General features: G+C 53.1%; 23 protein-coding genes and 1 pseudogene. 9 read left to right on the top strand and 15 right to left on the bottom strand.

Features of this window, described 5'->3' with window-relative positions:
• Positions 1 to 170: 170 nt before the first annotated feature.
• Together V8L70_RS08715 and lipA are read left to right on the top strand one after the other, a co-directional pair.
• Positions 171 to 1,157: a LysR family transcriptional regulator gene (locus V8L70_RS08715; protein ID WP_008956604.1), complete on the top strand. Its 987-nt coding sequence runs from the start codon at positions 171 to 173 to the stop codon at positions 1,155 to 1,157.
• 172 nt (positions 1,158 to 1,329) lie between these two features.
• A complete protein-coding gene (gene lipA / locus V8L70_RS08710) occupies positions 1,330 to 2,388 on the top strand; it encodes a lipoyl synthase (protein ID WP_008956605.1) in 1,059 nt (352 codons plus the stop codon).
• Between the two features lie 54 nt (positions 2,389 to 2,442).
• On the opposite strand, the gene lipB is transcribed toward lipA, so the two are convergent.
• From lipB to V8L70_RS08655, 11 genes are all read right to left on the bottom strand, one after another.
• A complete protein-coding gene (gene lipB / locus V8L70_RS08705; RefSeq protein WP_035586226.1) occupies positions 2,443 to 3,105 on the bottom strand; it encodes a lipoyl(octanoyl) transferase LipB in 663 nt (220 codons plus the stop codon).
• A 2-nt stretch (positions 3,106 to 3,107) separates the two neighbouring features.
• On the bottom strand, positions 3,108 to 3,419 hold the full coding sequence (locus tag V8L70_RS08700; RefSeq protein ID WP_035557238.1) for an HP0495 family protein: 312 nt from the start codon (positions 3,417 to 3,419) through the stop codon (positions 3,108 to 3,110).
• Positions 3,420 to 3,472: 53 nt separating this feature from the next.
• Positions 3,473 to 4,687 (bottom strand): D-alanyl-D-alanine carboxypeptidase family protein, encoded by a 1,215-nt coding sequence (locus V8L70_RS08695; protein ID WP_101145742.1) that lies wholly within the window; start codon positions 4,685 to 4,687, stop codon positions 3,473 to 3,475.
• Between the two features lie 97 nt (positions 4,688 to 4,784).
• Positions 4,785 to 5,831, bottom strand: a complete 1,047-nt coding sequence (locus V8L70_RS08690) for a septal ring lytic transglycosylase RlpA family protein (protein WP_101145741.1) — start codon at positions 5,829 to 5,831, stop codon at positions 4,785 to 4,787.
• The gene (mltB, locus tag V8L70_RS08685) at positions 5,828 to 6,901 is read right to left on the bottom strand and encodes a lytic murein transglycosylase B (protein WP_101145740.1); all 1,074 of its coding nucleotides are present in this window, start codon (positions 6,899 to 6,901) and stop codon (positions 5,828 to 5,830) included. The genes V8L70_RS08690 and mltB overlap by 4 nt, the downstream gene beginning before the upstream one ends.
• 121 nt (positions 6,902 to 7,022) lie before the next feature.
• Complete coding sequence (gene rodA, locus V8L70_RS08680) at positions 7,023 to 8,183, bottom strand: rod shape-determining protein RodA (RefSeq protein WP_101145739.1); 1,161 nt, start codon at positions 8,181 to 8,183, stop codon at positions 7,023 to 7,025.
• A 3-nt stretch (positions 8,184 to 8,186) separates the two neighbouring features.
• The gene (gene mrdA, locus V8L70_RS08675) at positions 8,187 to 10,094 is read right to left on the bottom strand and encodes a penicillin-binding protein 2 (protein ID WP_101145738.1); all 1,908 of its coding nucleotides are present in this window, start codon (positions 10,092 to 10,094) and stop codon (positions 8,187 to 8,189) included.
• Positions 10,095 to 10,165: 71 nt separating this feature from the next.
• Entirely contained in the window at positions 10,166 to 10,633 is a 468-nt protein-coding gene (gene rlmH / locus V8L70_RS08670) for a 23S rRNA (pseudouridine(1915)-N(3))-methyltransferase RlmH (RefSeq protein WP_008956613.1), read from the bottom strand.
• Positions 10,630 to 11,016: a ribosome silencing factor gene (rsfS, locus tag V8L70_RS08665; RefSeq protein WP_008956614.1), complete on the bottom strand. Its 387-nt coding sequence runs from the start codon at positions 11,014 to 11,016 to the stop codon at positions 10,630 to 10,632. The genes rlmH and rsfS overlap by 4 nt, the downstream gene beginning before the upstream one ends.
• Positions 11,017 to 11,094: 78 nt before the next feature.
• Entirely contained in the window at positions 11,095 to 11,754 is a 660-nt protein-coding gene (gene nadD, locus V8L70_RS08660) for a nicotinate-nucleotide adenylyltransferase (RefSeq protein WP_101145737.1), read from the bottom strand.
• Between the two features lie 9 nt (positions 11,755 to 11,763).
• A complete protein-coding gene (locus V8L70_RS08655; protein WP_101145736.1) occupies positions 11,764 to 13,071 on the bottom strand; it encodes a glutamate-5-semialdehyde dehydrogenase in 1,308 nt (435 codons plus the stop codon).
• A gap of 346 nt (positions 13,072 to 13,417) precedes the next feature.
• Between V8L70_RS08655 and V8L70_RS08650 the strand changes: the two genes are divergently transcribed.
• The 3 genes from V8L70_RS08650 to V8L70_RS08640 are packed head-to-tail and all read left to right on the top strand — an operon-like array spanning position 13,418 to position 16,639.
• Positions 13,418 to 14,272, top strand: coding sequence for a hypothetical protein (locus V8L70_RS08650; RefSeq protein WP_101145735.1), 855 nt, complete (start codon positions 13,418 to 13,420; stop codon positions 14,270 to 14,272).
• Positions 14,269 to 15,201: a diguanylate cyclase domain-containing protein gene (locus V8L70_RS08645; RefSeq protein ID WP_008956618.1), complete on the top strand. Its 933-nt coding sequence runs from the start codon at positions 14,269 to 14,271 to the stop codon at positions 15,199 to 15,201. The genes V8L70_RS08650 and V8L70_RS08645 overlap by 4 nt, the downstream gene beginning before the upstream one ends.
• Before the next feature lie 40 nt (positions 15,202 to 15,241).
• Positions 15,242 to 16,639: a bifunctional DedA family/phosphatase PAP2 family protein gene (locus V8L70_RS08640; RefSeq protein ID WP_101145734.1), complete on the top strand. Its 1,398-nt coding sequence runs from the start codon at positions 15,242 to 15,244 to the stop codon at positions 16,637 to 16,639.
• Between the two features lie 19 nt (positions 16,640 to 16,658).
• Here the strand turns inward: V8L70_RS08640 and V8L70_RS08635 are convergent, their stop codons facing one another.
• From V8L70_RS08635 to mpl, 3 genes are read right to left on the bottom strand one after another with little or no spacing between them, the layout of a single operon-like run.
• A complete protein-coding gene (locus V8L70_RS08635; RefSeq protein ID WP_198556008.1) occupies positions 16,659 to 17,282 on the bottom strand; it encodes a LysE family translocator in 624 nt (207 codons plus the stop codon).
• A gap of 3 nt (positions 17,283 to 17,285) precedes the next feature.
• Positions 17,286 to 17,951, bottom strand: coding sequence for a flavin prenyltransferase UbiX (locus V8L70_RS08630; protein WP_101145733.1), 666 nt, complete (start codon positions 17,949 to 17,951; stop codon positions 17,286 to 17,288).
• On the bottom strand, positions 17,948 to 19,399 hold the full coding sequence (gene mpl / locus V8L70_RS08625) for a UDP-N-acetylmuramate:L-alanyl-gamma-D-glutamyl-meso-diaminopimelate ligase (protein WP_101145732.1): 1,452 nt from the start codon (positions 19,397 to 19,399) through the stop codon (positions 17,948 to 17,950). The genes V8L70_RS08630 and mpl overlap by 4 nt, the downstream gene beginning before the upstream one ends.
• A 278-nt stretch (positions 19,400 to 19,677) precedes the next feature.
• On the opposite strand from mpl, the gene V8L70_RS08620 reads away from it, so the two are divergent.
• Entirely contained in the window at positions 19,678 to 20,064 is a 387-nt protein-coding gene (locus V8L70_RS08620; protein ID WP_008956417.1) for a glutaredoxin family protein, read from the top strand.
• Between the two features lie 57 nt (positions 20,065 to 20,121).
• Here V8L70_RS08620 and V8L70_RS08615 read toward each other — a convergent pair whose 3' ends face one another.
• Positions 20,122 to 20,691: a hypothetical protein gene (locus V8L70_RS08615; protein ID WP_035557206.1), complete on the bottom strand. Its 570-nt coding sequence runs from the start codon at positions 20,689 to 20,691 to the stop codon at positions 20,122 to 20,124.
• Between the two features lie 275 nt (positions 20,692 to 20,966).
• Here V8L70_RS08615 and V8L70_RS08610 point away from each other — a divergent pair.
• The 3 genes and pseudogenes from V8L70_RS08610 (at position 20,967) to V8L70_RS08600 (ending at position 24,735) form a co-directional block, all read left to right on the top strand.
• Positions 20,967 to 22,547 (top strand): annotated as a pseudogene (locus V8L70_RS08610) (ABC transporter substrate-binding protein).
• A 185-nt stretch (positions 22,548 to 22,732) separates the two neighbouring features.
• Positions 22,733 to 23,782 (top strand): ABC transporter permease, encoded by a 1,050-nt coding sequence (locus tag V8L70_RS08605; protein ID WP_008956414.1) that lies wholly within the window; start codon positions 22,733 to 22,735, stop codon positions 23,780 to 23,782.
• Positions 23,779 to 24,735: an ABC transporter permease gene (locus V8L70_RS08600; RefSeq protein WP_101145731.1), complete on the top strand. Its 957-nt coding sequence runs from the start codon at positions 23,779 to 23,781 to the stop codon at positions 24,733 to 24,735. Before V8L70_RS08605 ends, V8L70_RS08600 begins: the two co-directional genes overlap by 4 nt.

Below are 24,735 nucleotides of genomic sequence, written 5' to 3'. Positions count from 1 at the left end.
ACTACGTGCGTGACGTCGATCTTTACCCCTAATAATTACGACTAATGGGGTGACATAGCTCTCTTTAAGCAGCGCCAAAGATTCAGTGTTAGCATGCGTTGCGCTGACGATAAAGCCTGTATTTGGCATTAGTCCTAGCGACATTAAAGGGTGTTCACTATGAGGTTGCTATGTCATCCCCTACTCTGCTCAATCGCCTTACATTTCGGCAACTACAGGTCTTCCAGGCGGTGCACCGGCAACGCTCTTATTCTCGCGCAGCTGAGCAGCTGGGACTTACTCAGCCCGCGGTGAGCGCACAAATACGCCAGCTTGAGCTGGCACTGGGTCAGCCGCTTTTTAACTACGCGGGCAAAACGCTCCACACACTTCCCGCCGCCGACACGCTCGCCCATTCGACACGAGAAATTTTTGGTCAGCTTTCACGTCTGGAAATGAACCTATCGGACATTAACGGCAAAATAAGCGGCGAACTTAATATTGCGGCAGTATCCTCGGCTCAATATGTGGTGCCTTACTTACTCGCCCGGTTCCGTGCTCACTACCCAGAGGTGCACGTTCGCTTAAAGGTATGCAACCGCAGCCAAGCCCTAGAGCGGTTGACTGAGCAGCAGGACGATCTCGTTATTATGGCGATGGTGCCAGAGGATGATCGCTTAGTAGTGATGCCAATTCTTGATAATGAATTAATCGCGGTGGTTTGGCCGGAACACCCCTTGCTTTCCATGCCAGAGCCCTCTCTGGCAGACTTTGCACGCCACTACGTATTGATGCGCGAGCCAGGCTCTGGCGTGCGCAATGCCTTTGAACAAATGGCCGCCAATCAGCAGGTCGCCCTTCCCCACTGTATTGAGCTGGGCACCAATGAAGCAATTAAAGGCGGAGTCATGGCCCACTTAGGCGTTGCCGTTCTCCCCCGCTTGGCGGTACAGCTTGAACTTGAGCAAGGGTTACTTTTTGAGCTTGGGCTTCCCGATTTCCCGATCCACCGATCCTGGTGCACGGTGTATGCGCGGAAACGTTTTCCCACACCGGTGGCAGAGCTTTTCTTAAGCTTTATCCGTGAGCACTTACCCGATTATCGCCGCCACTTTCAAGCGCCTTCAAGCCCGTTACCGAGCCACGGCGTCGCTTGCCTGCCAATGCTTGCGCCCTAGGGTCATGCGGTGTCCTGTTGACAGTGAGATATGTTACATTAGTAGCTATTAGCACGATGAAATATCGGATTCACTTCGTATTAATTAATCAGGTATCAATTGGCAGGTCTTGTAAGGGCTTAACGCCCGCAAACGTACTTGGCCTACCGCACAAAAGAGAGGCTCTGTCCCTATGAGCAATATCCCTCCGCAACGCGTGTCTAGCGGTGAAAAATTCCGTAATGAACATGGCATGTCGGTGATCAAGGATGGCATGAAGCAGCGCAAAGCGCAGGCAGAAGCCCCTTCTCTTGAACGCAAGCCCAAGTGGCTGCGCGCACAGATCCCTGGAGGGGAGCGCTTTGAGGCGGTCAAGAAAAACGTCGCCACTCACCGACTGAGCACCGTTTGCGCTGAATCTCATTGCCCCAATATGGGCGAGTGCTGGAGCAACGGTACGGCGACCATCATGCTTATGGGGTCAGTATGCACCCGCGCCTGTCGATTCTGCGCGGTAGATACCGGCAACCCACAAGGCTGGCTCGATCATGAAGAACCTGAAAACACCGCGAAGTCTGTGGAGTTAATGGGCCTTCGTTACATCGTGCTCACCTCGGTAGACCGTGACGATCTCGACGATGGCGGTGCATCGCACTATGCCAACTGTATTAGTGCCATTAAAGCGCGCACGCCTGAAGTAGTCGTGGAAGCCTTAACGCCTGACTTCGATGGCGAGCTGAGTGCTATTGAGCGCGTTGTTGATTCTGGGTTACAAGTATTTGCCCAAAATGTTGAAACCGTTGAACGATTAACAGGCCGTGTACGCGATCGGCGAGCCGGTTATCGTAAAACGCTTGATGTGCTTGCCCATGCCAAGCGCTACCGTCCTGACATCATCACCAAAACCAGTTTGATGCTGGGGCTGGGGGAAACTGACGAAGAGATTTTGCAGACTTTTGATGATCTGCGTGAAATCGGTGTCGATATCGTCACGCTTGGTCAATATCTGCGTCCAACCAAAAATCACTTGTCGGTAGAGCGCTGGGTAACGCCAGAAGAGTTTGACCGCTACCGCGTGATCGGTTTGGAGAAAGGCTTTATGGAAGTGCCTTCGGGCCCGCTGGTGCGCTCCAGCTATCGCGCTGATCGCGTGTTTGAAAAGAACAACCTGGGGCTCGCCTCACCCGCTGCAATTCCTGGTCAGGAACAAGAAGCGAATCCCAACATTATTCCAGCGCTAAACGTAGGATAGGCCTAACTCTAGCGCTATAGAGTTTGCTGAAACGGGGAGCCAGTGGCTCCCTTTTTACAGGGGCGAGCTATCTACACTGACTAATTCACGATTTAGCCGTTTGGCTAGCGCTTTCGCCAACTGCTCTCCGACCCGATGATCACTTGGCAGTGCCGTAAAATCGGCCAACCTCACCATGGGCATACCTGCATAACCGCAGGGGTTAATTCGTAAAAAAGGCGCTAGATCGCCATCGACATTTAATGCCACGCCATGAAAGCTTGCACCACGCCGAATACGTAGACCTAATGAGGCAATTTTGGCCTCACCCGCCGCTGTCATGACATAGACCCCTGGCGCATCGGGGCGCGCACGCGCGCTTACCCCATAGCTGCTTAAAACATCAATTACCGCATTCTCCAATGCAGTAACTAAATCGCGCACGCCAATTTTACCTCGTCGTACATCCAGCAACGGATACAGCACCACTTGCCCAGGGCCGTGGTAGGTCACCTGCCCGCCCCTATCCGTATGCACTACCGGAATATCGCCGGGCAAAAGCAAATGCTCTGGCTTGCCTGCCTGCCCTTGAGTAAACACAGGATCGTGCTCGACCAACCAGAACTGATCAGGGGTATTGGCATCGCGCGTATCGGTCAGCGCACGCATTGCCTCCCAAACAGGAAGATAGGGTTGGCGCCCTAAGTAATGCAGCCTGATTGGCACGGCGTCGCTCACGCTTACACCACCATATGGACACGGCCGGTGGCTTTTAGCGCCTCAAACAGCTCTTTAATGTGCTGCTCTCCGGTCGCTCTAATCACCACACGAACCGATTGGAAACGACCATTACGGCTATCAACTACCTGCATTGTCGTAGCGTCGAAATCAGGCGCATGGCGCACAATGACCTGGCACACACAAGCAGGAAAGTCTTCAGCAGCATCGCCGACGACCTTTAACGAGTAATCACAAGGAAAAGTGATTTTAGGCGGCTCTTGAACCGCTGGTTGGCGCAAATCACGCAGTCCCTGTGGCGTACCTTTTTTCATAGCAACCCCATCATTGCAAAAAAGAAAACCAACGGCTTAAACCTAATCAATATTTAGTCGGTAAAGTTGCTGATTAGGCCACTAAAAAAGCGCTGCACCTGATCAAACAAACGCTTAAAGAGACCGCCCTCTTCAATGTTTTCCAGGGCCACCAGTCGCCGTTCACCGACCACCTCGTCGCCCAGATGAACTTCAAGGGTGCCGACCTCATCACCAATAGCAATCGGGGCCTGTAGATCTGGATTCAGATTAAGGCGCGCACGCAGCTCTTCATTACGGTTACGCGGCAAGGTCATAAAGACCTCTTCATCGACGCCCACACGTAATTCGTTAATGTCGCCACCCCACACACGCGGCGTTGCCAGAACAGCACCACGCTCGTAGAGCTTCATGGTTTCAAAAAAGCGGAAACCATAGCTGAGCAGCTTTTGCGTTTCCTGAGCACGCGCTTCATCAGAGGTGGTGCCCATCACAACCGAAATCAAGCGCATATCATCACGCTTAGCCGATGAGACTAGGCAGAAACCCGCCTCCGTTGTCCAGCCGGTTTTTAGGCCATCGACCGAAGGATCGCGCCACAGCAGGCGGTTACGGTTAGGCTGGTCGATGCCGCCATAAGAGAAAGTGCGCTGAGAGTAGATTTCATAGTGGTCGGGGTAATCATTAATAATATGCTGGGATAAGCGCGCCATATCGTGGGCAGTTGAGTAGTGATTATCCCCCGGCAACCCCGTGGCATTTTGGAAGTTTGTATTATTCATTCCCAGCCGAGTCGCATGTTGGTTCATCAGATCGGCAAAGGGCGTTTCTCCACCCGCTAAATGCTCAGCCATGGCGACACTGGCATCGTTACCCGACACAATAATGATTCCATGAAGAAGGTCATCTACTGAAACTTGATCACCCACTTCGATAAACATTTTAGAGCCGCCGGTACGCCACGCGTTCTCACTAATATTAATCATGTCAGTCAGATTAATAGTGCCGCGATCAAGCTCACGCTCAACCAAATAGGCCGTCATCAGCTTGGTCAAACTCGCTGGCGGCAGACGCTCATCGGAATTATGCTCAGCCAAGATGCGGCCACTGTTGGCATCCATGAGTATCCACGAACTTGCCGCTAACTGGGGAGCCGCAGGAATAATGGTTTGCGGTTGCGGAATTACCGGCTGAGGAACTTGCTGTGCACTGGCAGGCACAGCAACCGTCGCCATTGCAGCAAAAAGGCATAGCCGTGCAGAGCGACCAATGGATGTAAACACGTTCATAACGTCAGTCTCACTTACTTGAAAGCTTACTTGTAAAGCTTTTTTTAAAAACAAGGCGGCGCGTAAAACGCGCCACAAGAAATAAATAGGGTGCTAATTATCGCACAACAAAGACCTGGGGGAACCCTGCTTGACGCAGCGTTTCACGTGCTTGAGTCTCCTGCCCCGGCCTAATCGGACCTACTTGCACACGGTAGACGTCAGCATCACTCATAATACGCACGTCGTGAGGCTGCTCCCCCTGTAAACGCTGCTGTAACTGCTGAGCGCCTTCTGGATTCCCTAACGCGGCAATTTGTAGATAAACTTCGCCATCTGATTCGCCTTGGCTTGGCGTCGGCTGAGATACCGATTCTCGAGAGGACGCAGCAGGCGCTGAAGCAGTAGGCACTGAGGAATTAGATACTGAAATATTAGACGCCGTTTGCCGGGCAACAGCCGACGGAGCGTTTGAAGCAACTTGCCTCGGCTCTGGAGTGCTTGCTTGTTGGGAAGAACCACTTCCCCCTCGACCACGCTCGGCTAGCCACTGTTCCGGGTTGATCGCTTCAACTTTAACGGAGCCGGTGCCATTGTCGAGAAAGCCCAATCGTGCCGCTGCCGCATACGAGAGATCTATTTCACGGTCACTATGAAACGGGCCGCGATCATTTACCCTGACAATCACCGATTGCCCGTTATCCAAGCTGGTTACCCGAGCAAACGTGGGTAAGGGCAGCGAACGGTGAGCTGCCGACATTTTATACATGTCGTAAATTTCGCCATTTGAGGTCGCATAGCCATGGAATTTTTCACCGTACCAAGAGGCCGTACCACGTTTTTCATAGCCTGTGGCATCGGGCAGCACATGGTAGGTTTTTCCCCATACCTCATAGGTTGAGCGGTTGCCGCCTCGAGAGGGCTGCTCAACGCGCGGCTCTGCATCGGGCACTTTGGTAACATCCGGCGGCTCAAGTGGGTAGGCATCTCCACTCATGGCATAACGACCGTCACTCGTAGCGACCGATGAACTGGGGGCAGCTGCTTGATTGGCCGAGCTAGGCACATCAATACGCTGGGTATCGTTGCTAGCACAGCCACTGACCAGCGCCAGCAAGGCGATTACCCCGCCAGCACGCCTGGTTATCGTCAGTTTGCTATTCATACCTCGTCCTCATGCAGCTTATCGTGCAGTGCGGCGATCTCTTCTGCCAACTCGGCTACAGCCATGGCATACAGGTGACTATGGTTATAGCGAGTAATCACATAAAAATTATACTCGCCAAACCGATAGTGAATCTCGCCATCAGCGAACTCAAGTGCCAATGGCACGACCAACAATTCACTATCAAGAGACTCATTAGGCGTCAGTCCATGCACGGCAAGTTGAGCAACACTCACTGCAGGAGGCGCCGTTTGGTTAAACGAGAGTTCCTGTAATAGCTCCTTAGGCAATTCGTCTGGCCCAGTGGCCTGGTGATAAATATCAGCCCCTGGTTTCCAGTTATGCTCGGCAAAGTAATTAGCGACACTACCAATCGCATCGACTGGGTTTTCCCACAGATCGCGACGGCCATCGTCATCAAAATCTACTGCATAGGCTTGGTAACTGGTGGGGATAAACTGCGGATAGCCCATGGCACCTGCATAAGAGCCGCGTAGCCCAGTAGGGTCAACCTGCTGCTCATACGCTATACGTAAAAATGCTGCCAGCTCACCCCGAAAAAAAGCGCCTCTCACCGGGTGATGAAACGCCAGCGTGGCTAGCGAATCCAATACACGGTGCTGGCCTTTATGACGGCCGTAGTAAGTTTCAACGCCAATAATAGCGGTAATTATTTCAGCGGGAACACCATAGGTACTTTCGGCTCGCGCCAAGGCGTCAGCATGCGCATCGATAAATTCAACGCCCTCCTCAATGCGCTGCTGGGTCATGAAAATAGCGCGATACTCATGCCACTTTAAACGTCGCTCGGCGGCCCCTTCCATAGCGTCCAATACACTTTGAGTATAATTAGCCTGCCCGAGCGCCTCTTCCAGCCACGTTTGTGGCACCCCTTGCTCAACTAGCTCTTCCATCAGCGCTTGGCTGTCAGCATTTTGCTGAGGTGCAAAGTGCTGTGGTGCAGCTTGCTGGCCACCCTCAGAAGGCTCATCAGCAATTGATATGGGCGTTACCCAGCACATCATGGCTGCCAAACAATAGCGGCTCGTCTTCCCTTGAACCTTGTTCATTAACTCTCCACTCCTGAGCTCTTTATCCCAAAACGATTAATTCCAGAATCATCTATTCCTGAGTTCTCCATTGCCGAGCAACACAGGCGTCTGAACTATATGTTTGGGCTGGGCAACTTTACTAGCGCGACAGCAGCCGACGATGAGCATGTATGGACATGAGAATACCGAAACCCGCCAACAAGGTCACGCTTGAGGTGCCGCCAAAGCTAACCAACGGTAGCGGCACACCCACGACAGGCAGAATGCCACTCACCATGCCCATATTGACAAATACATAGATAAAAAAGGTGAGGATGATACTGCCTGCGACTAAGCGACCAAAGGTATCCTGGGCAGCGCTTGCCATCCATACTCCACGGCTCACGATTAATAGATACAGACACAACAGCACCAGCATACCCACTAAACCAAACTCTTCGCCTAAAACGGCAATAATGAAATCCGTATGCCGCTCTGGCAAAAACTCTAACTGGGACTGGGTACCCTGCAGCCACCCTTTCCCCCACAATCCACCGCTACCGATGGCGGTGGTTGACTGAATGATATTCCAGCCAGAACCCAGTGGGTCGCTTTCAGGGTTCAAAAAAGTCAACACGCGCTGACGCTGGTAGTTATGCATATTCATCCATAACACCGGCACCCCGGCAGCCCCCAACGCCGTAATAAACCCGATCAACCGCCACGACAAACCTGCCAGCAGAACCACGATAAGAGCAGCACTGGCTACTAGCAATGAGGTTCCCAAGTCAGGCTGAATAGCCGTCAGCACGACGGGTACGCCAATGATAACCCCACACACCAGTATATCGCGCAGACGCGGCGGCAACTCACAGCGATTAAGATAGGCCGCCACCATTAACGGGGCTGCCAGTTTCATCATTTCCGAGGGTTGAAAGCGTATGACGCCAGGAATGTCCAACCAGCGCTTAGCGCCCATACCCACATCACCGAATACATCAACGGCAACCAGCATGGCAACCCCGATGCCATAGGCTAGCGGAGCGAAGCGCAAAAAAGTTGAAGGTGAAAACTGGGCAATGATCACCATTACCACCAGAGCGATGCAAAACCGTACGCCCTGAGCAATCACGGCATCAATGGATTGCCCAGAAGCGCTATAAAGAACGATCAAACCACTGCCCATCAATACCAGTAGCAAGCCAAGCAGCCAGGGGTCTAGATGGATTCGCTCCCAAATACTTTTACGCCGGGCGATGCCGCTTTCGGGCGGGCGAACAGGGTAACCACGCATAGAACGCGCTAGATAATGCCAAGGCATGGGTTAGTTACCCTCCACGTTGGCGTTATCTTCTTCTAACACTTCGCGTACTTCTTCTACGTCCGGCGCTTCATCCTCAAGTAACCAGGCATCCGTCATAGCACGCGCCAAATGAGCCGCGTGTGTACTGCCGCCGCCTGCGTTTTCAACAATAACGGATACCGCAATCTGAGGGTCTTCCAGCGGTGCAAAGGCCATAAACAGCGCGTGGTCACGGAGCCGCTCCGCTAACTCATCAGCGTTATAGCGTTGGTCCTGGCCCAGCGAAAACACCTGTGCAGTGCCTGACTTGCCGCCCATGCGGTACTCAAGGCCCACGCCAGTTCGACGCGCTGTCCCTTCGGTGCCACTAATCACCTTCTCCATACCGCTGAACACCCGGTTCCACCAGTTATCATTGGCTAACTGAATGTCATCCAAGGTATCGGGCAGGTCACGGGGGACAGGGGAATCGCCAATCTGACGCGCCAAGCGCGGCTTCACCCAGTGGCCGCGATTGGCCAGCGTTGCAGTGGCGCTGGCTAGCTGCAAAGGCGTCACCTGCCAGTAGCCTTGCCCAATCCCCACGGAAAGGGTCTCACCGGGATACCAAGGCTGGTTAAAGCGTCCTCGTTTCCAATCACGCGAGGGCATCAATGCGCTGCTTTCTCCTTGCACGTCATGGGCGACACGCTGACCAAAACCAAAATTACTCATCTGTTCATGGAGATTATCGATACCTAAATCATGTGCCAAGGTGTAGTAGTAAGTGTTATTGGAAACAGCCAGGGAACGCTCCATATCGACACGACCGTGCCCCCAGCGCAACCAGTTGCGGTAACGGCGGGAGTCGTTGGGTAACTGATAATAACCGGGGTCATTAATCGTGCTATCAGGGGTAATGACGCCTTTCACCAACCCGGCCAGCGCTAGAAAGGGCTTAATAGTAGAGCCAGGAGGATAATGGCCACGGATAGCACGGTTAAAGAGCGGTAAATCGAGATCCTCCTGCAAACCACGATAAGAAGCCACATCAATGCCGGTGACAAATTGATTACTGTCAAAACCCGGTGTCGAGACCATAGCAAGAATCTCACCCGTAGCTGGCACAATAGCGACGATAGAACCGCGACGACCATCTAACAATTCATAAGCCAACATTTGGAGGGACTTATCCAGCGTCAATGTTAAATTCTTCCCAGGCACCGGGTCAGTGCGCCCTAGCTCTCGTAGCACTCTTCCGCGGGCGTTCGTTTCCACTTTGCGTAAACCCGCCTCACCGTGAAGTTCTTCTTCGTAAAAACGTTCAATGCCGGTTTTACCGATAAAGTGAGTACCCGCGTAACGGCCTGCATCCAGCGTTTCCATCTCTTCAACATTAATACGACCAACGTAACCTAGCGCATGGGCCATTATTTCGGCATCCGGATAAAACCGCAGCGGCTGTGCCTCTATCTCCACCCCTGGCAATCGGTGGCGGTTAACTGCCAAACGGGCAATTTGGTCTTCGCTTAGATCACTGGTAAGCAGCGCTGGCTGGAAAGGTCGTTGACGCTGGCGTGAGCGCACGTTAAACGCTTCAATCTCTTCTTCAGGTAGCTCAAGAAGCTCTACTAGCAGCGCCAGCGTTTCATCCAGATTATCGACGCGCTCGCGGACGAGGGTCAGGTTATAGGTTGGACGGTTTTCGGCTAACAGTACGCCATTACGATCGTAAATTAACCCCCGATTAGGCGGCAGCGGTTCGACGCGAACCCGGTTATTTTCAGAGCGCGTGCTATACATATCGTGCTGGACGATCTGTAAATAAATTAGCCGCCCCGTTAGCAAGCTGGCCAGGGTCAACACCACCAACACGGCGAGCAGCGCTCTAACACGAAAAATACGCAGTTCTTGCTCGGAGTTTTTTAGCGTGTTGGGGCGCTTGAGCATGGCAACGAAGACTCTCAAAACAAACAAAGGGCGCAACAGGACACAAACAGTAATGGCTTACCATTCAGCCGTTAACGGTGATAAGGGTGACCCACTAATAGTGTCCAGGCACGGTAGAGCTGCTCGGCCAGCATAATTCGTACCAGTGGATGTGGTAGCGTCAGTGGAGAGATTGACCAGGTTTTGTCGGCCGCGGCTGAGAGCGAAGGCTCAAGCCCGTCTGGCCCACCTACAAGCAAAGCAATATCCCGCCCAGCCATGCGCCAAGCGTCAGCTTCTTGTGCCAACTGCTCGGTGGTCCATGGCTTACCTTTCACTTCCAGTGCTACCACGTATTCGTCGCCACGCAACTTATCGCGAATACGCTGCGCCTCCTGGGCGCGCGCTTTCGCGATATCTGCATTTTTGCCACGTTGGCCGAGGGTAATTTCTTCGATCTCGAGATTGAAATCTCTCGGAAGCCGCTTACGGTAGGTCTCCACGCCCTCTTCTACCCACCCAGGCATTTTGCTTCCCACCGCTAACAGCCGGATTTTCATGACATGCCGGCTCGCTCTTGAAAGCGCTCAAGCGACTCACCAATCGCGCCCGAATCCGTCGGCAGATCGGCCCATAGCCGCTCCAAATCATAGAGCGTGCGCGCCTCAGGCATCATGACGTGAACCACAATGTCACCCAGGTCGACCAGCACCCAGTCGGCGTTATCACCACCTTCCACGCCCAAAGGGCCAAGTCCTGCAGCCTTGGCTTTTTCCACTACGTTTTGCGCCAGAGCAGCAACGTGACGGGTCGACGTACCACTGGCAATCAACATGAGGTCGGTGACCTCGGTTAATTTAGCAACATCTAACTGCGTAATGTCGCGTGCTTTCAGTTCTTCTAGCGCGTCAACCGCTAGAGTTTTCAATGTATCGATGTGCATGACTCCTAAAGACAACCTCATGGGGTAATCGGTCAATAAAGCCGGCCATTGTAACGGCTTATTTGACGACTGCCAGCGCTATTCACACTGCTGGTAAAGTCCGTAGTGCGCAATAGCCTGTTCAACGGGGGGCGGCACCAAATAGCGCACGCTTTTACCCGCTTCTAGCCGCTTTCGAATATAGGTCGCTGAAATGGCCATTAACGATGGCAATTCAAGCGACAAAAAGCCCCCACATGACCGCTGCATTAATTCTTCTACGCTATCGACTACCCGATGCTCTACCAGTTCCATTAATGGTGCTGGCAATGGATCGCCATAGCCTGGACGAGCAATAACCACCAAATGGGCAAACTCAAATATGCGCGCCGGTTGATGCCATTGTGTAAGCCGCAAAAAAGCATCGAAACCAATCGCCATGACCAAGCGCGCATGCTCACCATACTCCGCACGCAGCTCGGCAAGCGTATCGGTGCTGTAGGAGGGGCCGTCACGCATCAGCTCACGATCATCAGCCAACAAGCCAGGCGTGTCACCGATACCTGCCTTTAAGAGCGCCAACCGCTGCCGCGCTGACACCTGGGGCTGATCCCGTAAAGGGGGCTGCTGAGCAGGTATCATATGTAGCTGATCAAGCGACAGCGCCTCATGCAACTCCACAGCACTGCGTAAATGCCCCAAGTGAATGGGGTCAAAAGTGCCCCCCAACATTCCGATACGCTGAAACTTTAGACTCACACCACCCCCTTATTCACGCACTTGGCCATCACCGAATACGACGTACTTCTGGGTGGTTAAGCCCTCTAACCCTACCGGCCCGCGGGCATGCAGCTTGTCGGTTGAAATCCCAATCTCAGCGCCCAAGCCATACTCAAAACCGTCAGCAAAGCGAGTCGAGGCATTAACGATGACCGAGCTCGAATCCACTTCCGCCATAAAGCGTCGCGCCAGTGAATAATCTTGGGTCACAATCGCGTCGGTGTGGTGTGAGCCGTACTGTTCGATATGGGCGATCGCTTCATCAACCCCATCGACCACTTTAATCGCCAGGACCGGGGCTAAGTACTCAGCGTACCAATCCGCCTCATCGGCTGCGATAGCCTGAGGTAACAGTGCCTGAGTACGCTCACAACCACGCAGTTCCACCTCATGTTCAGCATAGGCACGTGCTAGCTCGGGTAACAGTAAATCAGCAATCGGCGCATCGACCAGCAGTGTCTCCATGGTGTTACAAGTGCCGTAGCGATGGGTTTTCGCATTGACGGCGATGGCTAAGGCCTTGGCAGGGTCAGCGGTGGTATCGATATAAACATGACAAACCCCGTCAAGGTGTTTGATAACCGGTACGCGCGACTCACGGGTAATACGCTCAATAAGCGATTTCCCACCACGGGGAATAATGACATCGACATATTCCGGCATGCTAATCATGGCGCCTACTGCCGCCCGGTCGGTGGTTGCTACCACCTGAACACTACCTGCTGGCAGACCTACATCCGCAAGCCCTGCTTGAATACAGGCACTAATCGCAGCATTTGAGGCGCTGGCTTCTGAACCGCCACGCAAAATACAGGCATTACCCGATTTTAGACACAGGCTAGCGGCTTCCAGCGTCACGTTAGGGCGCGACTCATAAATAATGCCAATAACGCCTAGTGGCACGCGCATTTTGCCAACCTGAATCCCGCTGGGCCGGTAACGCATATCACTAATCTCGCCCACTGGGTCTGGCAAGCTCGCTACTTGCTGAAGCCCTTCAATCATGGCGTCGATTCGAGCATCGTTTAGCGCTAAACGGTCTAACAGCGCGCTCTCTAAGCCGTTCTGGCGGCCACGCTGCAAATCCTCAGCATTGGCGTCTAGAATGCGCCCACGCGCTTCTGCCAAACGCTGCGCCATTGCCATCAGGGCACTGTTTTTCAATCCCGTATCCGCCCGGCGTAGCTCACTGGCTGCGCGGCGTGCCGCCTGACCCAACGCCTGCATATAGGCGGGCACGTCTCCAGACGCTAGGTGCTGATGGGCCTCTTCTTGGAACGGTGTTGAAACGCTCATAGTGTCTCCATGCGGCATCGTGCGTGCTAAGTTCAAATATGAAATTCCAGTACTCAAGCCATGTATTCAAGCCGAGTGCTCAGAATAACTACCAAGATTAAAATCTAAAGTGAATAATGCCCTAAGCAGGGTCGAGGTACGCTGTTCAGTGGTTATGAAATGATAAACCCAATAGCTTTGAATGGCATGATTGTGCAGCCGTTTTTACGTTTGTGCTTATGTTACGCCATTTCGACGTTATACTGAGGATGATTAAGGCGCTAATATGTGTCGCGTACGTTGTTCATAATACGCTCACCCACTTGCTCAGATATTTCTGGTTATTCAGGACGAATAGTAAGTCACCATGCAAAGCAAGTACAAAATACGCTTACTACGTGCCAACCTTTTAGCGGCTGCCGTTGCTTTGGCGCTTTGGACGCCCTCTACGCCGCCCGCTGCAGCACTCGTGCTGTGGCTTTCAGTCGGCTGGCTATTTATTACCGCTCTAATGCTCGACTTCAGTCACCGACGCTCGCGAGGGTTGCCATGGCAGCTTGTGCCGGGCGTGCTGCTGGTCGCGTTAATTGCGGCTGCTCCTGAACGGCACAGCATTTTGATTTGGGCCTGGGCCGCCATGCTGATGCTGCCACAAAATAATTGGGTGGCGGCGTTTCACCTCAGCGCCGCATTGGTTAGCTCTGTTCTGGTGGCGCCCCAACTGGAAAAGTCTGAATTTATTCTGCTGCTCTGCTGCCTGTTCGTGCTTGGCTTGCTGGCCCTCTCCAGAGCACAGCAGCTTATTGATATGAACGGCTCTATTCGCCAACGCTTACGCTTGATTCCAGGGCTCAATTTATGGGCCGGTGAACAATTACTGCGCGACATTGCCCGCGAACAAACGCGCTGTGAGCGTGAAGGCATTCATGCAGAAGTATTTATACTGCACGTCAAACGTCATCAACTTTGGCCAACCGCACAAAAACTGTGTGAATTAACGCATGATTTTGAAAACGTGTACCGTTTAAGCAGTACGACGCTGGTCACCCTGCTTCTCGCACGTTCACCGAAAGAAGCCACTCAACGACGCAGCTTGCTGCTCGCCGATTTACCCGACAATATCACGAGTGAATACCTTGAATTGATCGATATCGAACCGGCAACCCTATCGGTATGTGAGATGAGTAAGTTACCGGCTGAGCGAGCACGAGAGACGATATGACCGAGCACCATATTCCCAAGCGGTTGATGACGCTCGCCTACGCCGCCAGCATTGCGCTAATGGCGGGTTATGCGCTTTGGCTATATGCCATGGGTGACTACCGCGACCTGCTGATCCCTACGTTCATGACCCTGCTGCTCATGTCAGCGTTACTCATGCATATCGGGCAAGGGCTGAAAAGTTATCTGCCGCGCATCATATTGCTTTGCAGTACTTACTCGGTGGTACTTAGTGCTTTTTACTACCACCCTGGGGCATCGCCCATTTGGCTTGGCCTGCCCGTTACCGCCACTTTTTTATTGTTACCGTTGTGGGCTGCGTTACTGATCAATGTTGCTATTGGCCCCTTATGGTGGCTGCTTCCCTCCGTCGCCGCTGCGCCACCCGCGATTATTGTCGGCTATGCCGCCTTAACGCTGCTCCTTGCGCTACCTCGCTGGGAACACGCCCGTCGCCGTGCTTTACTTCGGGCGACTGACCCAAACGATAGCGACTGCAACGCCTATCACATTGATACGCTGAAAGAACGCTTAAATAGCGAATTCCAGCGTGCGGCCATGCTCAATCAACAGCTAGCGGTGCTAGTAGTGCACTTGCCGCAGCTGGATATGGCCGCAGAGCAATTTGGCCATCGCGCCCAGACGGCTCTATTAGGCGCACTATGTAGCGAAGTGAATAGCCGCTGCCGTGACCATGATGTCCTGGGTCGCGCCGATAACGCTACGTTTTGGCTGGTTCTGCCAGACACCAGTGAAAGCGGCGCACTATTGGTTCGCGAGCGCTTACAGCGAGCTCTTTCTGAGCGCGTGCTGGTGGAAACTGGCCAGCTTGAAGCACGTATTGCGGCCTGCTTACCCAGTCGAGCAGAAAGCTTTGAGCGCTATTTAAAGCGCCTGGAAGCACGCGGCGCGTCACTCTCCAACGTTTAATTTATTGTTAGCCCCCCCTCATTTGTCGCCGGAGAAGTATGTGCCGCTAGCCGATATGCTCCTCTCATTAACGCCATCGCCCCTACTACTACTTTGCTTGGTGCTGGTCATTGCATTAGTGGAATCGCTTGCACTAGTGGGCTTGCTAGTACCTGGCGTGGTGTTAATCACCTCAACGGCCTCTATGGCAGGACATCAGGATATTACCTTGGCATGGCTGATTGGTGCGGCCTTTATAGGGGCTGTTATAGGTGACGGCATCAGCTTTTTGCTCGGCTATAGACATCGCGATCAAGTTACCCAGCGTTGGCCACTGTCTCAGCATCCCGAGTGGCTGGGAAGAGGGTCACGCTTCTTTGAGCGCTACGGTATATGGTCGGTTTTTATCGGCCGCTTTGTAGGCCCTGTAAGACCCATTATTCCCCTGGTGGCAGGCATGATGCAGATGCCGCCGCGCACTTTTATTTGGGCCAATCTAACCTCGGCAGCGCTGTGGGCACCTGCTTATATTCTGCCCGGCTACTTACTAGGCCGCACTTGGCAGCATCATTTGAATCTCCCCCCAGGCCTTGAAGCCGCGTTACTGGTGCTGGCCGTTATTGTTGTCGCTCTCGCGGTTATTTTTTCATGGGGCCGCCATCAAGCCACACGGCATGGGCGACTTTACCGGATGATCGCCGGTACTGCTCGTCGGCTGCCACTGCTACGGCGTCCCTGGCTAGCGATGAGCCAATCTGGAGATGTCCCATTAGCCTCCCTGCTGCTGTTGGTCATAGCACTTGGTAGCCTCTCGGGCTGGACGTTAATGGTTATCGGCGAAAACGGCCCACTGGATATGGATATTTTTATTCATCGGCTGTTTACAGGGCTGCACGGCGATATTTCTTACAGCGTAGGGAATGTTTTTGCAAAAATTGGCGACACCTTTGGCATTATCGCGTTCGCGCTGCCATGGGCGGTGTGGCTACTGTTAGGCAAACGCTGGGATGCCCTACGGCACTGGGGCGGCGCTTTTGCAGGGGTCGCGCTGCTTAACATTATTGGCAAAGGGTTGTTTGGACGTGCCCGCCCTGACACACCGGACTACCTGATGGGCTCTTTTTCCTACCCAAGCGCGCATACATCCACCGCTGTGGTGCTATTTGGTCTGACAGCAGCGTTTATTGCAGCCGAAATGCCTCGCCATAAGCGCTTTTTGGCCTATTGGTGTGCACTTGCGCTTGCACTGCCTATGGCATTATCGAGACTGGTGGTGGGTGTGCACTGGTTTAGCGACCTGGTGGGAGGCGCGCTGTTAGGCTTAGTTGTCTGCGCACTAACCCTGCTGCATTGGCAGCAGCAGCCTCGGCCAAGCCTACGGCCATGCCCTTGGCCTCTACTCAGCGTGGCATCATTGGCACTTCTCAGCGCCCGCATCGGTTTTTTGCCGCCGGTTTAAAGCACTAACACCGTTTTGTTCAACCAAGGGCAAGCCAGAGCCCAACCCCTATCATCAACGTGCCAGCGATACGGTTAAGTAAGCGCACATTGCCGCTCTTGCCGAGCACATTACGTAGCGTTTTACCCCCAGTGGCGTAGACCAGCATGCTAGCGAACTCGATGGTTAAAATGACCGCAATCAGCAGGCTGAGCTGGCCTGGCAATGGGCGATTACTGTCTAAAAAAGGTGGCAGTAGTACCATAAAAAACGCCCACCCCTTGGGGTTTGCTACCGCGGTCACAAAGCCTTGCGTCGCTAGCTGTAGCCGACTGGCTGGTGGGCCAGCATCCAACTCGCTAGGTATTGCCATTCGTCCGCGGGAACGCCACATCATAATGCCCAAATAGCCTAAATAGGCGCCGCCCACCCATTTGAACAGCACAAACAGTTCTGGCTGGCGTAACATTAGCGCCGCCACCCCAGCACCCGCTGCTGCCGCTACCAAGCCGACGCCGAACAGCTCGCCAATCATCATCCACAGCGTACGCTTAACGCCTTGGGTCATACCCAGCACCATAGCAAGTGTCATGCACATGCCTGGGGTAAGCGAGACAAACAAAAACGTTGGTACAAAAACCGAGAGCGTCGCCCACGACATCATAGATTAGTTATCCTTAGTTGATGAGGGGTTTGCAGTGCTTTCCACCTCACCCCAGCGAGGCATCAGCGAATGCTCGATTCCCAACTGGTTTAGGATACGCGCCACAATAAAATCGATTAGATCCTCAATACCTTGTGGGCGATGATAAAACCCCGGCGCCGCTGGCAAGATGACCACGCCCAGGCGGCTTAATGCCAGCATGTGCTCAAGATGAATGGGGGAAAACGGACTTTCACGAGGCACTAACACCAGCGTACGGCGCTCCTTAATCGCGACATCGGCCGCCCGCTCAATCAGATTATTGCTAGCCCCCGTGGCTACCGCTGAAAGCGTTCCCGTTGAGCACGGGCACACCACCATTGCCGATGGCGCACCGGAGCCTGAAGCCACGGGCGCCATCCAATCTTCGCGCCCAAAGCAGCGAATCTGCCCCGGCTGGGCACCACTGCGCTCACTTAGCGCCTGAGCTAACCGCTGAGGCTGCGCTGGCAGTTCGATATCCGTTTCGGTGGCAATCACCATGTGTGCAGCTTTGGAAATCATCACCCACACTTCATGCCCCGCTGCGACCAGCACATCAATCAGACGTAGGCCGTACTGCGCCCCAGAGGCACCGGTAAGTGCGACGGTAACTGGCTTTTTGAATAGCGGTTCAGTTTGATTGGTCACACATGCCCCTCTTTTGCAGCAGCTTCATGGGCAGTCTTCAACGCGGCCAGCAAACGCTCATGCACGCCCTCAAAACCACCATTAGACATCACTACAATACGGTCCAATGGTGACGCTTGCGTGACCACCGCCGCCACCAATGTATCAATGTCATTATGCAGCTGCGCACGCGCCCCCTGAGTGGCTACTAGCTCCTCCATGGACCAATCCAGCCCAACGGGCTGAAACCAAAACACACTATCAGCATCAGCCACGCTCTCAACCAAACGTTCGCGCAGCGCGCCCAAGCGCATTGTATTGGAGCGCGGCTCAATCACTGCCAGCAGCCGCCCTTTAGTTGTCGCCGCGCGTAACCCTTTAAGCGTGGCGGCAATTGCCGTGGGATGGTGGGCAAAATCATCAATAACCTGAATCGCATTGATTTCACCACGCACTTCCTGCCGCCTTCTGGGGGTTTCAAAACGCGCCAACGCCGCACAACCACGAGCTAAATCAACCCCACATAAGTTGGCTGCCGCCAATGCTGCCAACGCATTGCGAGCGTTATGCTCACCGGTGAGGGTCCATTCAACGACACCATCTTCGTCTTGGCCCTTGTTATTTTGAGAATGGCTATCCTGGACGGGCTCGCCACCACAATGAAGCACCTGGAAACGGCTGGCATCGTCACGCTCAAGGGTAAGCTGCCATTCACTCGTGGCTTGGTCACCAAAATGAGCGACCGGGGTCCAAACGCCCTGGGCAAGCACACGCTCAAGCGCGGGCTGTTCATCGGCCACCAAGAGTTGGCCTTGGCTGGGCACGGTACGCACTAAATGATGGAACTGGCGCTCAATCGCGGCCAGATCAGGGAAGATATCCGCGTGATCAAACTCAAGGTTATTGAGTATCGCGATGTGCGGACGGTAGTGAACGAACTTGGAACGCTTATCGAAGAACGCCGTATCGTACTCGTCAGCTTCCACTACAAACGGTGCCCGCGGATCGCCTAGACGCGCTGACACACCAAAATTACGCGGTACGCCGCCGATCAAAAACCCTGGTGTTAATCCGCCGCTTTCCAATAACCACGCCAGTATGCTCGCAGTGGTCGTCTTTCCATGGGTACCTGCTACCGCAATCACTCGTCGACCAGGCAATACGTGCTCTGCCAACCACTGCGCGCCGGAGGTGTATGGCAGGCCACTATTAAGTAGTGCCTCCACCTCTTCATTACCGCGCGACATAGCGTTACCGACTACCACAAGGTCGGGCACAATACCCGGTGCTAGCGAGAGATTATCCGCGTGGTAACCCTCTTTCAAAATAATACCCGCATCAACCAATTGGGTACTCATGGGCGGATAGACATGCTGGTCAGAGCCACTTACCTGATGACCTAACTCACGCGCCAGCAGCGCTAGGCTTCCCATAAAGGTGCCGCAGATACCAATAATATGCAGATGCATGGCTTTCGCCCCGTTATTCGCCAATAAACTATTCGCAAAGACGTTTAATTAAAAAGCCAAAATATGGCGTAAAAATAGCCAAATAGCCTAGCATGCTGACTCAATTTGCTCATCTACTCATCACTATAAACTGCGATTAACGGGGTCAAAACACCCTTCAAGTGACAAATCCTTTTAGTTGTTGCAGGATGCGGCCACTGTTTATCAATGTTCACCATCACTCTCTTTCCACTCGGCACGCTGACATGAGCCTAATCATCAGCGAAAGGAGCCTTTAGATGCGCATTTTAATCCGCTATTTTTTTCGTGGCGTTCGCTTAGTGCTTGCCCCGTTTATGCTGATTTCTGAAAAGCTCTCTACGCCTAAGTCAGTTGAACGCTCGCCTGAAGAGCAAGCCACTATTGATCAGACATGCCAGCGGCTGGCCCTGTATCAATTTCGCACCTGCCCGTTTTGCATCAAGGTACGCAAAGAGATAGCGCGGTTGGGATTGAACATTGAACTGCGCGATGTCCAGCTTGACCCTGACCATAAGCAAGCGCTCTTGGAAGGCGGGGGAAAAGTTAAAGTGCCCTGCCTCAAAATTATCCATGATGATGGCCGGGAAGAGTGGATGTACGAATCTGACACAATCAATGCCTGGTTACATAAGCAGTTTGACTAACTAACTGCGTTACACCGTCATGTATTACCCGAAACGGGCAGATGTCGGTTTCGGGTATCAAAACTCGATTTTTTGCGCCTCCACATCAAACGCCACATCAATCTCAATGGTCTCTTCCTGACTCGGAGGCTCATCCAGCTGTATTTGTAGCGCCAGTACGCCCTGTATCTTGCCAGCCACGTGAACTCGTTGACTGGCCCGCTCATAGTGCGTCAGCGTTACTTCTACATCGCCCCCTTCAGAGGTGTAGAGCGGCGGTGAGGTCGAGTCCCCCAGCGGGTGTAACACCACGGCGCTGATCAGCTCCCCTTCGTTTATCGTCAGGCTAATAGACAGCGCTTCTTGAGTCTCCCAGGCCTCATCATCAACAAATCCCGTAATATCGATAGTGATATGGTCATCACTTGACTCAATAAATGATGCGTTTGAATCATTGCCATGGCTCAAAATAAACCATTCTCGTAATTCACCATCTAACAAGCCTTTGATCTGAGCCGCCGTTTCCGAGTTGGGTGGCAAATCATGCTCAGAGCCCTGCTCTGCATTGGTTCCAGGCGTTGGTTCAACGGCGACAGCTAGGGTAGGAAGGTACCAAGCCATGGCTGCGACTATGATTTTTTTCCACATACGGCTTCTCCGACTATTCTGGCGTATCTTTTTTCTTACTACTTTCGTCTAATGACAAGCACGTAATGTGCCGCTATTAGCCACGTCATGTAGCAGATGAATGATGCCTGTCATTATTTCGATTGTATGACGCAACAGGCAGTCTCTATGTTGTTAGCCTATGTTATTAAGATAGCTTTAAAGCTGACCGTGTCTGTTTTACGGGTATTTTCGTCCTTTAGCGAGGGGAAAGCGCCCGCAAAACGAACAATAAACAATGACCCAAGGGAACAACTATGACGTTCAAGAAAACCCTACTGGCTTCTGTTATTGGTGCAGTGGTTGCAGGTACGACATTGCTGCCGATGACGGCAAGTGCTGAAACCCTCCGTATTGGTTACTCTGCCGACCCTGAAACGCTCGATTTACATGAACAACTCTCTGGCGGCGTGCTGCGTTTCTCTCACCTTGCGTTTGATCCTCTTGTTCGCTGGACCAAAGACTTCCAGTTTGAGCCGCGCTTAGCCACCGAGTGGGAATAAGTAGACGACACCACTATGCGCATGACGCTGCGTGAAGGCGTTACCTTCCACTCTGGTAACGAATTCACCGCTAAAGATGTGGTATGGACGATTGAACGCCTGAAAGAAAGCCCTGATTACCGCGCTATTTTTGAACCGGTTGCCAGTGCCGAAGCGGTGGACGACTACACCGTTGAGATCGTTACCACTGAACCTTACCCACTGTTGCTCAACCTTGCTACGTACATCTTCCCGATGGATAGCGAGTTCTATACGGGTGAAACCGACGACGGTAGCGACAAAGCTGAAATCGTCAAAGCGGGCAACTCCTTCGCTTCACGCAACGTTTCAGGCACCGGCCCGTTCATTGTGACTGACCGTCGCCAAGGCGTTCGGGTTGATTTCGAACGTTTCGAAGATTACTGGGACACTGAGAGCGAAGGCAACGTATCCAACATCGTCATGACGCCTATCGCTGAAAACGCCTCTCGCGTTGCGGCACTGCTTTCTGGCGGCGTTGACTTTATTGATGCCGTTCCGCCCAACGATTTAGACCGAGTCCGTGAAGCAGATGGCGTCAATCTGATTGAGATAGACGGTACCCGCATCATTGGCTTCCAAATGAACGAAGAGCGCGTAGAAGCCTTCCAAGACGCCCGCGTTCGCCAAGCGGTTGATCTGGCTATTAATCAAGAAGGCATTGCTGACCGTTTAATGCGTGGGTTTGCTAACCCGGCTGGACAGTTCTCGCCAGAGGGTTACTCAGGCCACAACCCTGATTTAACGCCACGCTACGATATCGAACGCGCCAAAGAGCTAATGGCAGAAGCGGGATATGAAGAGGGCTTCAGTGTTGAAATGATCGCCCCCAACAACCGCTACGTGAACGATGCCCAGATTGCCCAAGCAGTGGCCAACATGCTGGCGCAAATCAACATCAAAGTTGATCTACGCACCATGCCTCTCGCCCAGTACTGGCCTGAGTACGATACCCGCGAATCCGATATGGCAATGATCGGCTGGCACGCCGATACGGAAGACAGCGCTAACTTCTTCCAGTACCTCACCTTCTGTATCGATGAAGAAACCGGCGCGGGTCAGTACAACTACGGCAGTTACTGCAACGAAGAGATTGATGCACTAGTAACCGAAGCGGATGGCGAAACGGATCTGGAAAAACGCAACGAAATGCTGCGTGAAGCCGAAGCTATGCTTTACGAAGACGTCGGTTTCATCATGCTGCACTGGCAGAACCTTGCCTACGCCGCGGCGGATGGTGTTGAGGTCGAGCCGGTGGTGAACGCTATCGACTTCCCTTACCTGGGTGACTTGGTCGTTAAAAGCAGCGACGACTAATCATGTCCATCGCGCATTAATTGCATAGTGCCAAAAGAGTCACTGCAATATTAACTGCCAGTATGCTTCGCTCCCTAAGCGTTTAGGGAGCGAAGCCTTTTATTTGGCGGCACGAACCTGCAAGCACTTTGAATAACCATGCCCCTACTTTCTTTGATGAACCCTTCACATAGGTGGCGTACGCCATGATTGCCTTTTTAATCAAGCGGCTGATGCACGCGATTTTGGTGATGTTTGTCATCAGCGTGTTGGCCTTCGCCATTCAGGACAACCTGGGTGACCCCGTACAGCAGATGGTCGGCCAATCAGTGCCGGAAAGCGAACGCGAAGAGATTCGCGAGCGTTTAGGCCTAAATGACCCCTTCCTGGTGCAATACGCGCGTTTTGCTAAAAATGCCGTTCAAGGTGATTTTGGCTACTCGTATTTTTACCGCGAACCGGCGTTAGAAGTCATTGCTCGCCACTTACCCGCCACCCTGGAGCTGGTATTTGCGGCGACACTGATAATTGTGCTGTTTTCAGTACCTATCGGGGTATACAGCGCGATCAAACCGCGATCGCCAATTTCACGACTATTCATGGGTGTATCGATCATCGGTATTTCAATCCCCGTGTTTCTAACCGCGATCGTGCTTATTCAAATTTTCGCGATTGGCGTTACCGTGACGCTATTCCCAGAAAGTACCGGCTGGGGCGCTTGGTTAAACGCCTTCTTTTCTACCGAAGGAAACATGCCGTCCTTTGGCCGTGGCTATGATCTGGTGAATGTGGTGGGTAACTGGGATACCAATTTAGCCACCTGGAACGGCTTACAGCATCTAGTATTACCGGCCGTCTCACTGGCCTCTATCATGTTGCCGCTATTTATTCGCCTTATCCGCGCCGAAATGATGGAAGTCCTGCAGTCGGAGTACGTTAAGTACGCCCGCGCCAAGGGTATCTCTATGCGCCGCGTATATTTTGTTCACGCGCTTAAAAACACCATGCTACCGGTGATTACCGTCGGCGGCGTACAGATCGGCACCATGGTGGCTTACACCATTCTGACCGAGACCGTTTTCCAATGGCCGGGCATGGGTTTGATGTTTTTGGATGCGATCAACCGCGCTGATATTCCGCTCATCGTCTCCTACCTGATGATTGTCGGCGTTATTTTTGTCGTCACCAATACGATTGTGGATCTGATCTACGGTCTGGTGAACCCCACCGTTAAACTGACTGGGAAGCCCGCATGAGCACCACAAGTAATTCTTCACAAGCGAGTGCTTCACCCGGCCGCTGGGAGCGCGTGCGCGACTCCTATATGTGGTACAGCTTCAAGCGTGACCGCACCGCACAGCTCTGTCTGGCCGTGTTTATTTGCATGGTTATCGCTGCCTTTGCCTCCCCGCTGTTGGCGCCAACCAATCCTTACGACCTTGCTCAGATTGACATCATGTCATCTGAACTGCCGCCCTTCTGGATTGACGGCGCCGATGAGCGCTATGCCTTGGGCACCGATGCCCAAGGCCGTGATTTATGGTCAATTGTGCTGTACGGCACACGCGTCTCGCTACTGATCGGCTTTGGCGCGGTCATTTTGCAAGCGCTGCTAGGGGTCACTTTCGGCCTGATGGCGGGCTATCTTGGCGGGCGTGTCGATACTATATTGATGCGGCTAGCGGATATTCAGCTCTCCTTCTCGACGCTAATGGTCGCTATCGTGGTAGGCGCTTTGGTCAAAGCGACCATGGGCAGCGCCTTCTATAGCCAATACGCAGTGATGATGCTGATCCTGATTATCGGCCTGGCCGAATGGCCACAGTATGCCCGCACCGTTCGCGCCTCGGTGCTGGCAGAGAAAAACAAAGAGTACGTAGATGCTGCCCGAGTAATGGGGCTGCGCAGTAAGCGCATTATGTTCCGTCACGTGTTGCCCAACACCATGTCGCCGATCTTCGTTATCTCGACCGTACAGATTGCCAACGCGATTATTTCTGAAGCGGCGCTGTCGTTTCTGGGGCTTGGGATGCCAGAAACGCATCCATCTCTGGGCTCGTTGATTAAATCAGGCTTTGACTATATTCAGTCCGGCTCCTGGTGGATCACTCTCATTCCTGGTGCGGTACTGGTCGTGCTGGTGCTGTCGATCAATCTACTTGGTGACTGGCTGCGCGATGTCATGAACCCACGACTCTACAAAGGCTGA

Origin of the sequence: Vreelandella arctica (assembly GCF_037070215.1) — a bacterium.
In the GTDB taxonomy this organism is placed as follows: domain Bacteria; phylum Pseudomonadota; class Gammaproteobacteria; order Pseudomonadales; family Halomonadaceae; genus Vreelandella; species Vreelandella arctica.
The sequence above is the reverse complement of the archived record's forward strand: the minus strand, read 5'-3'. Positions and strand labels throughout refer to the sequence as shown.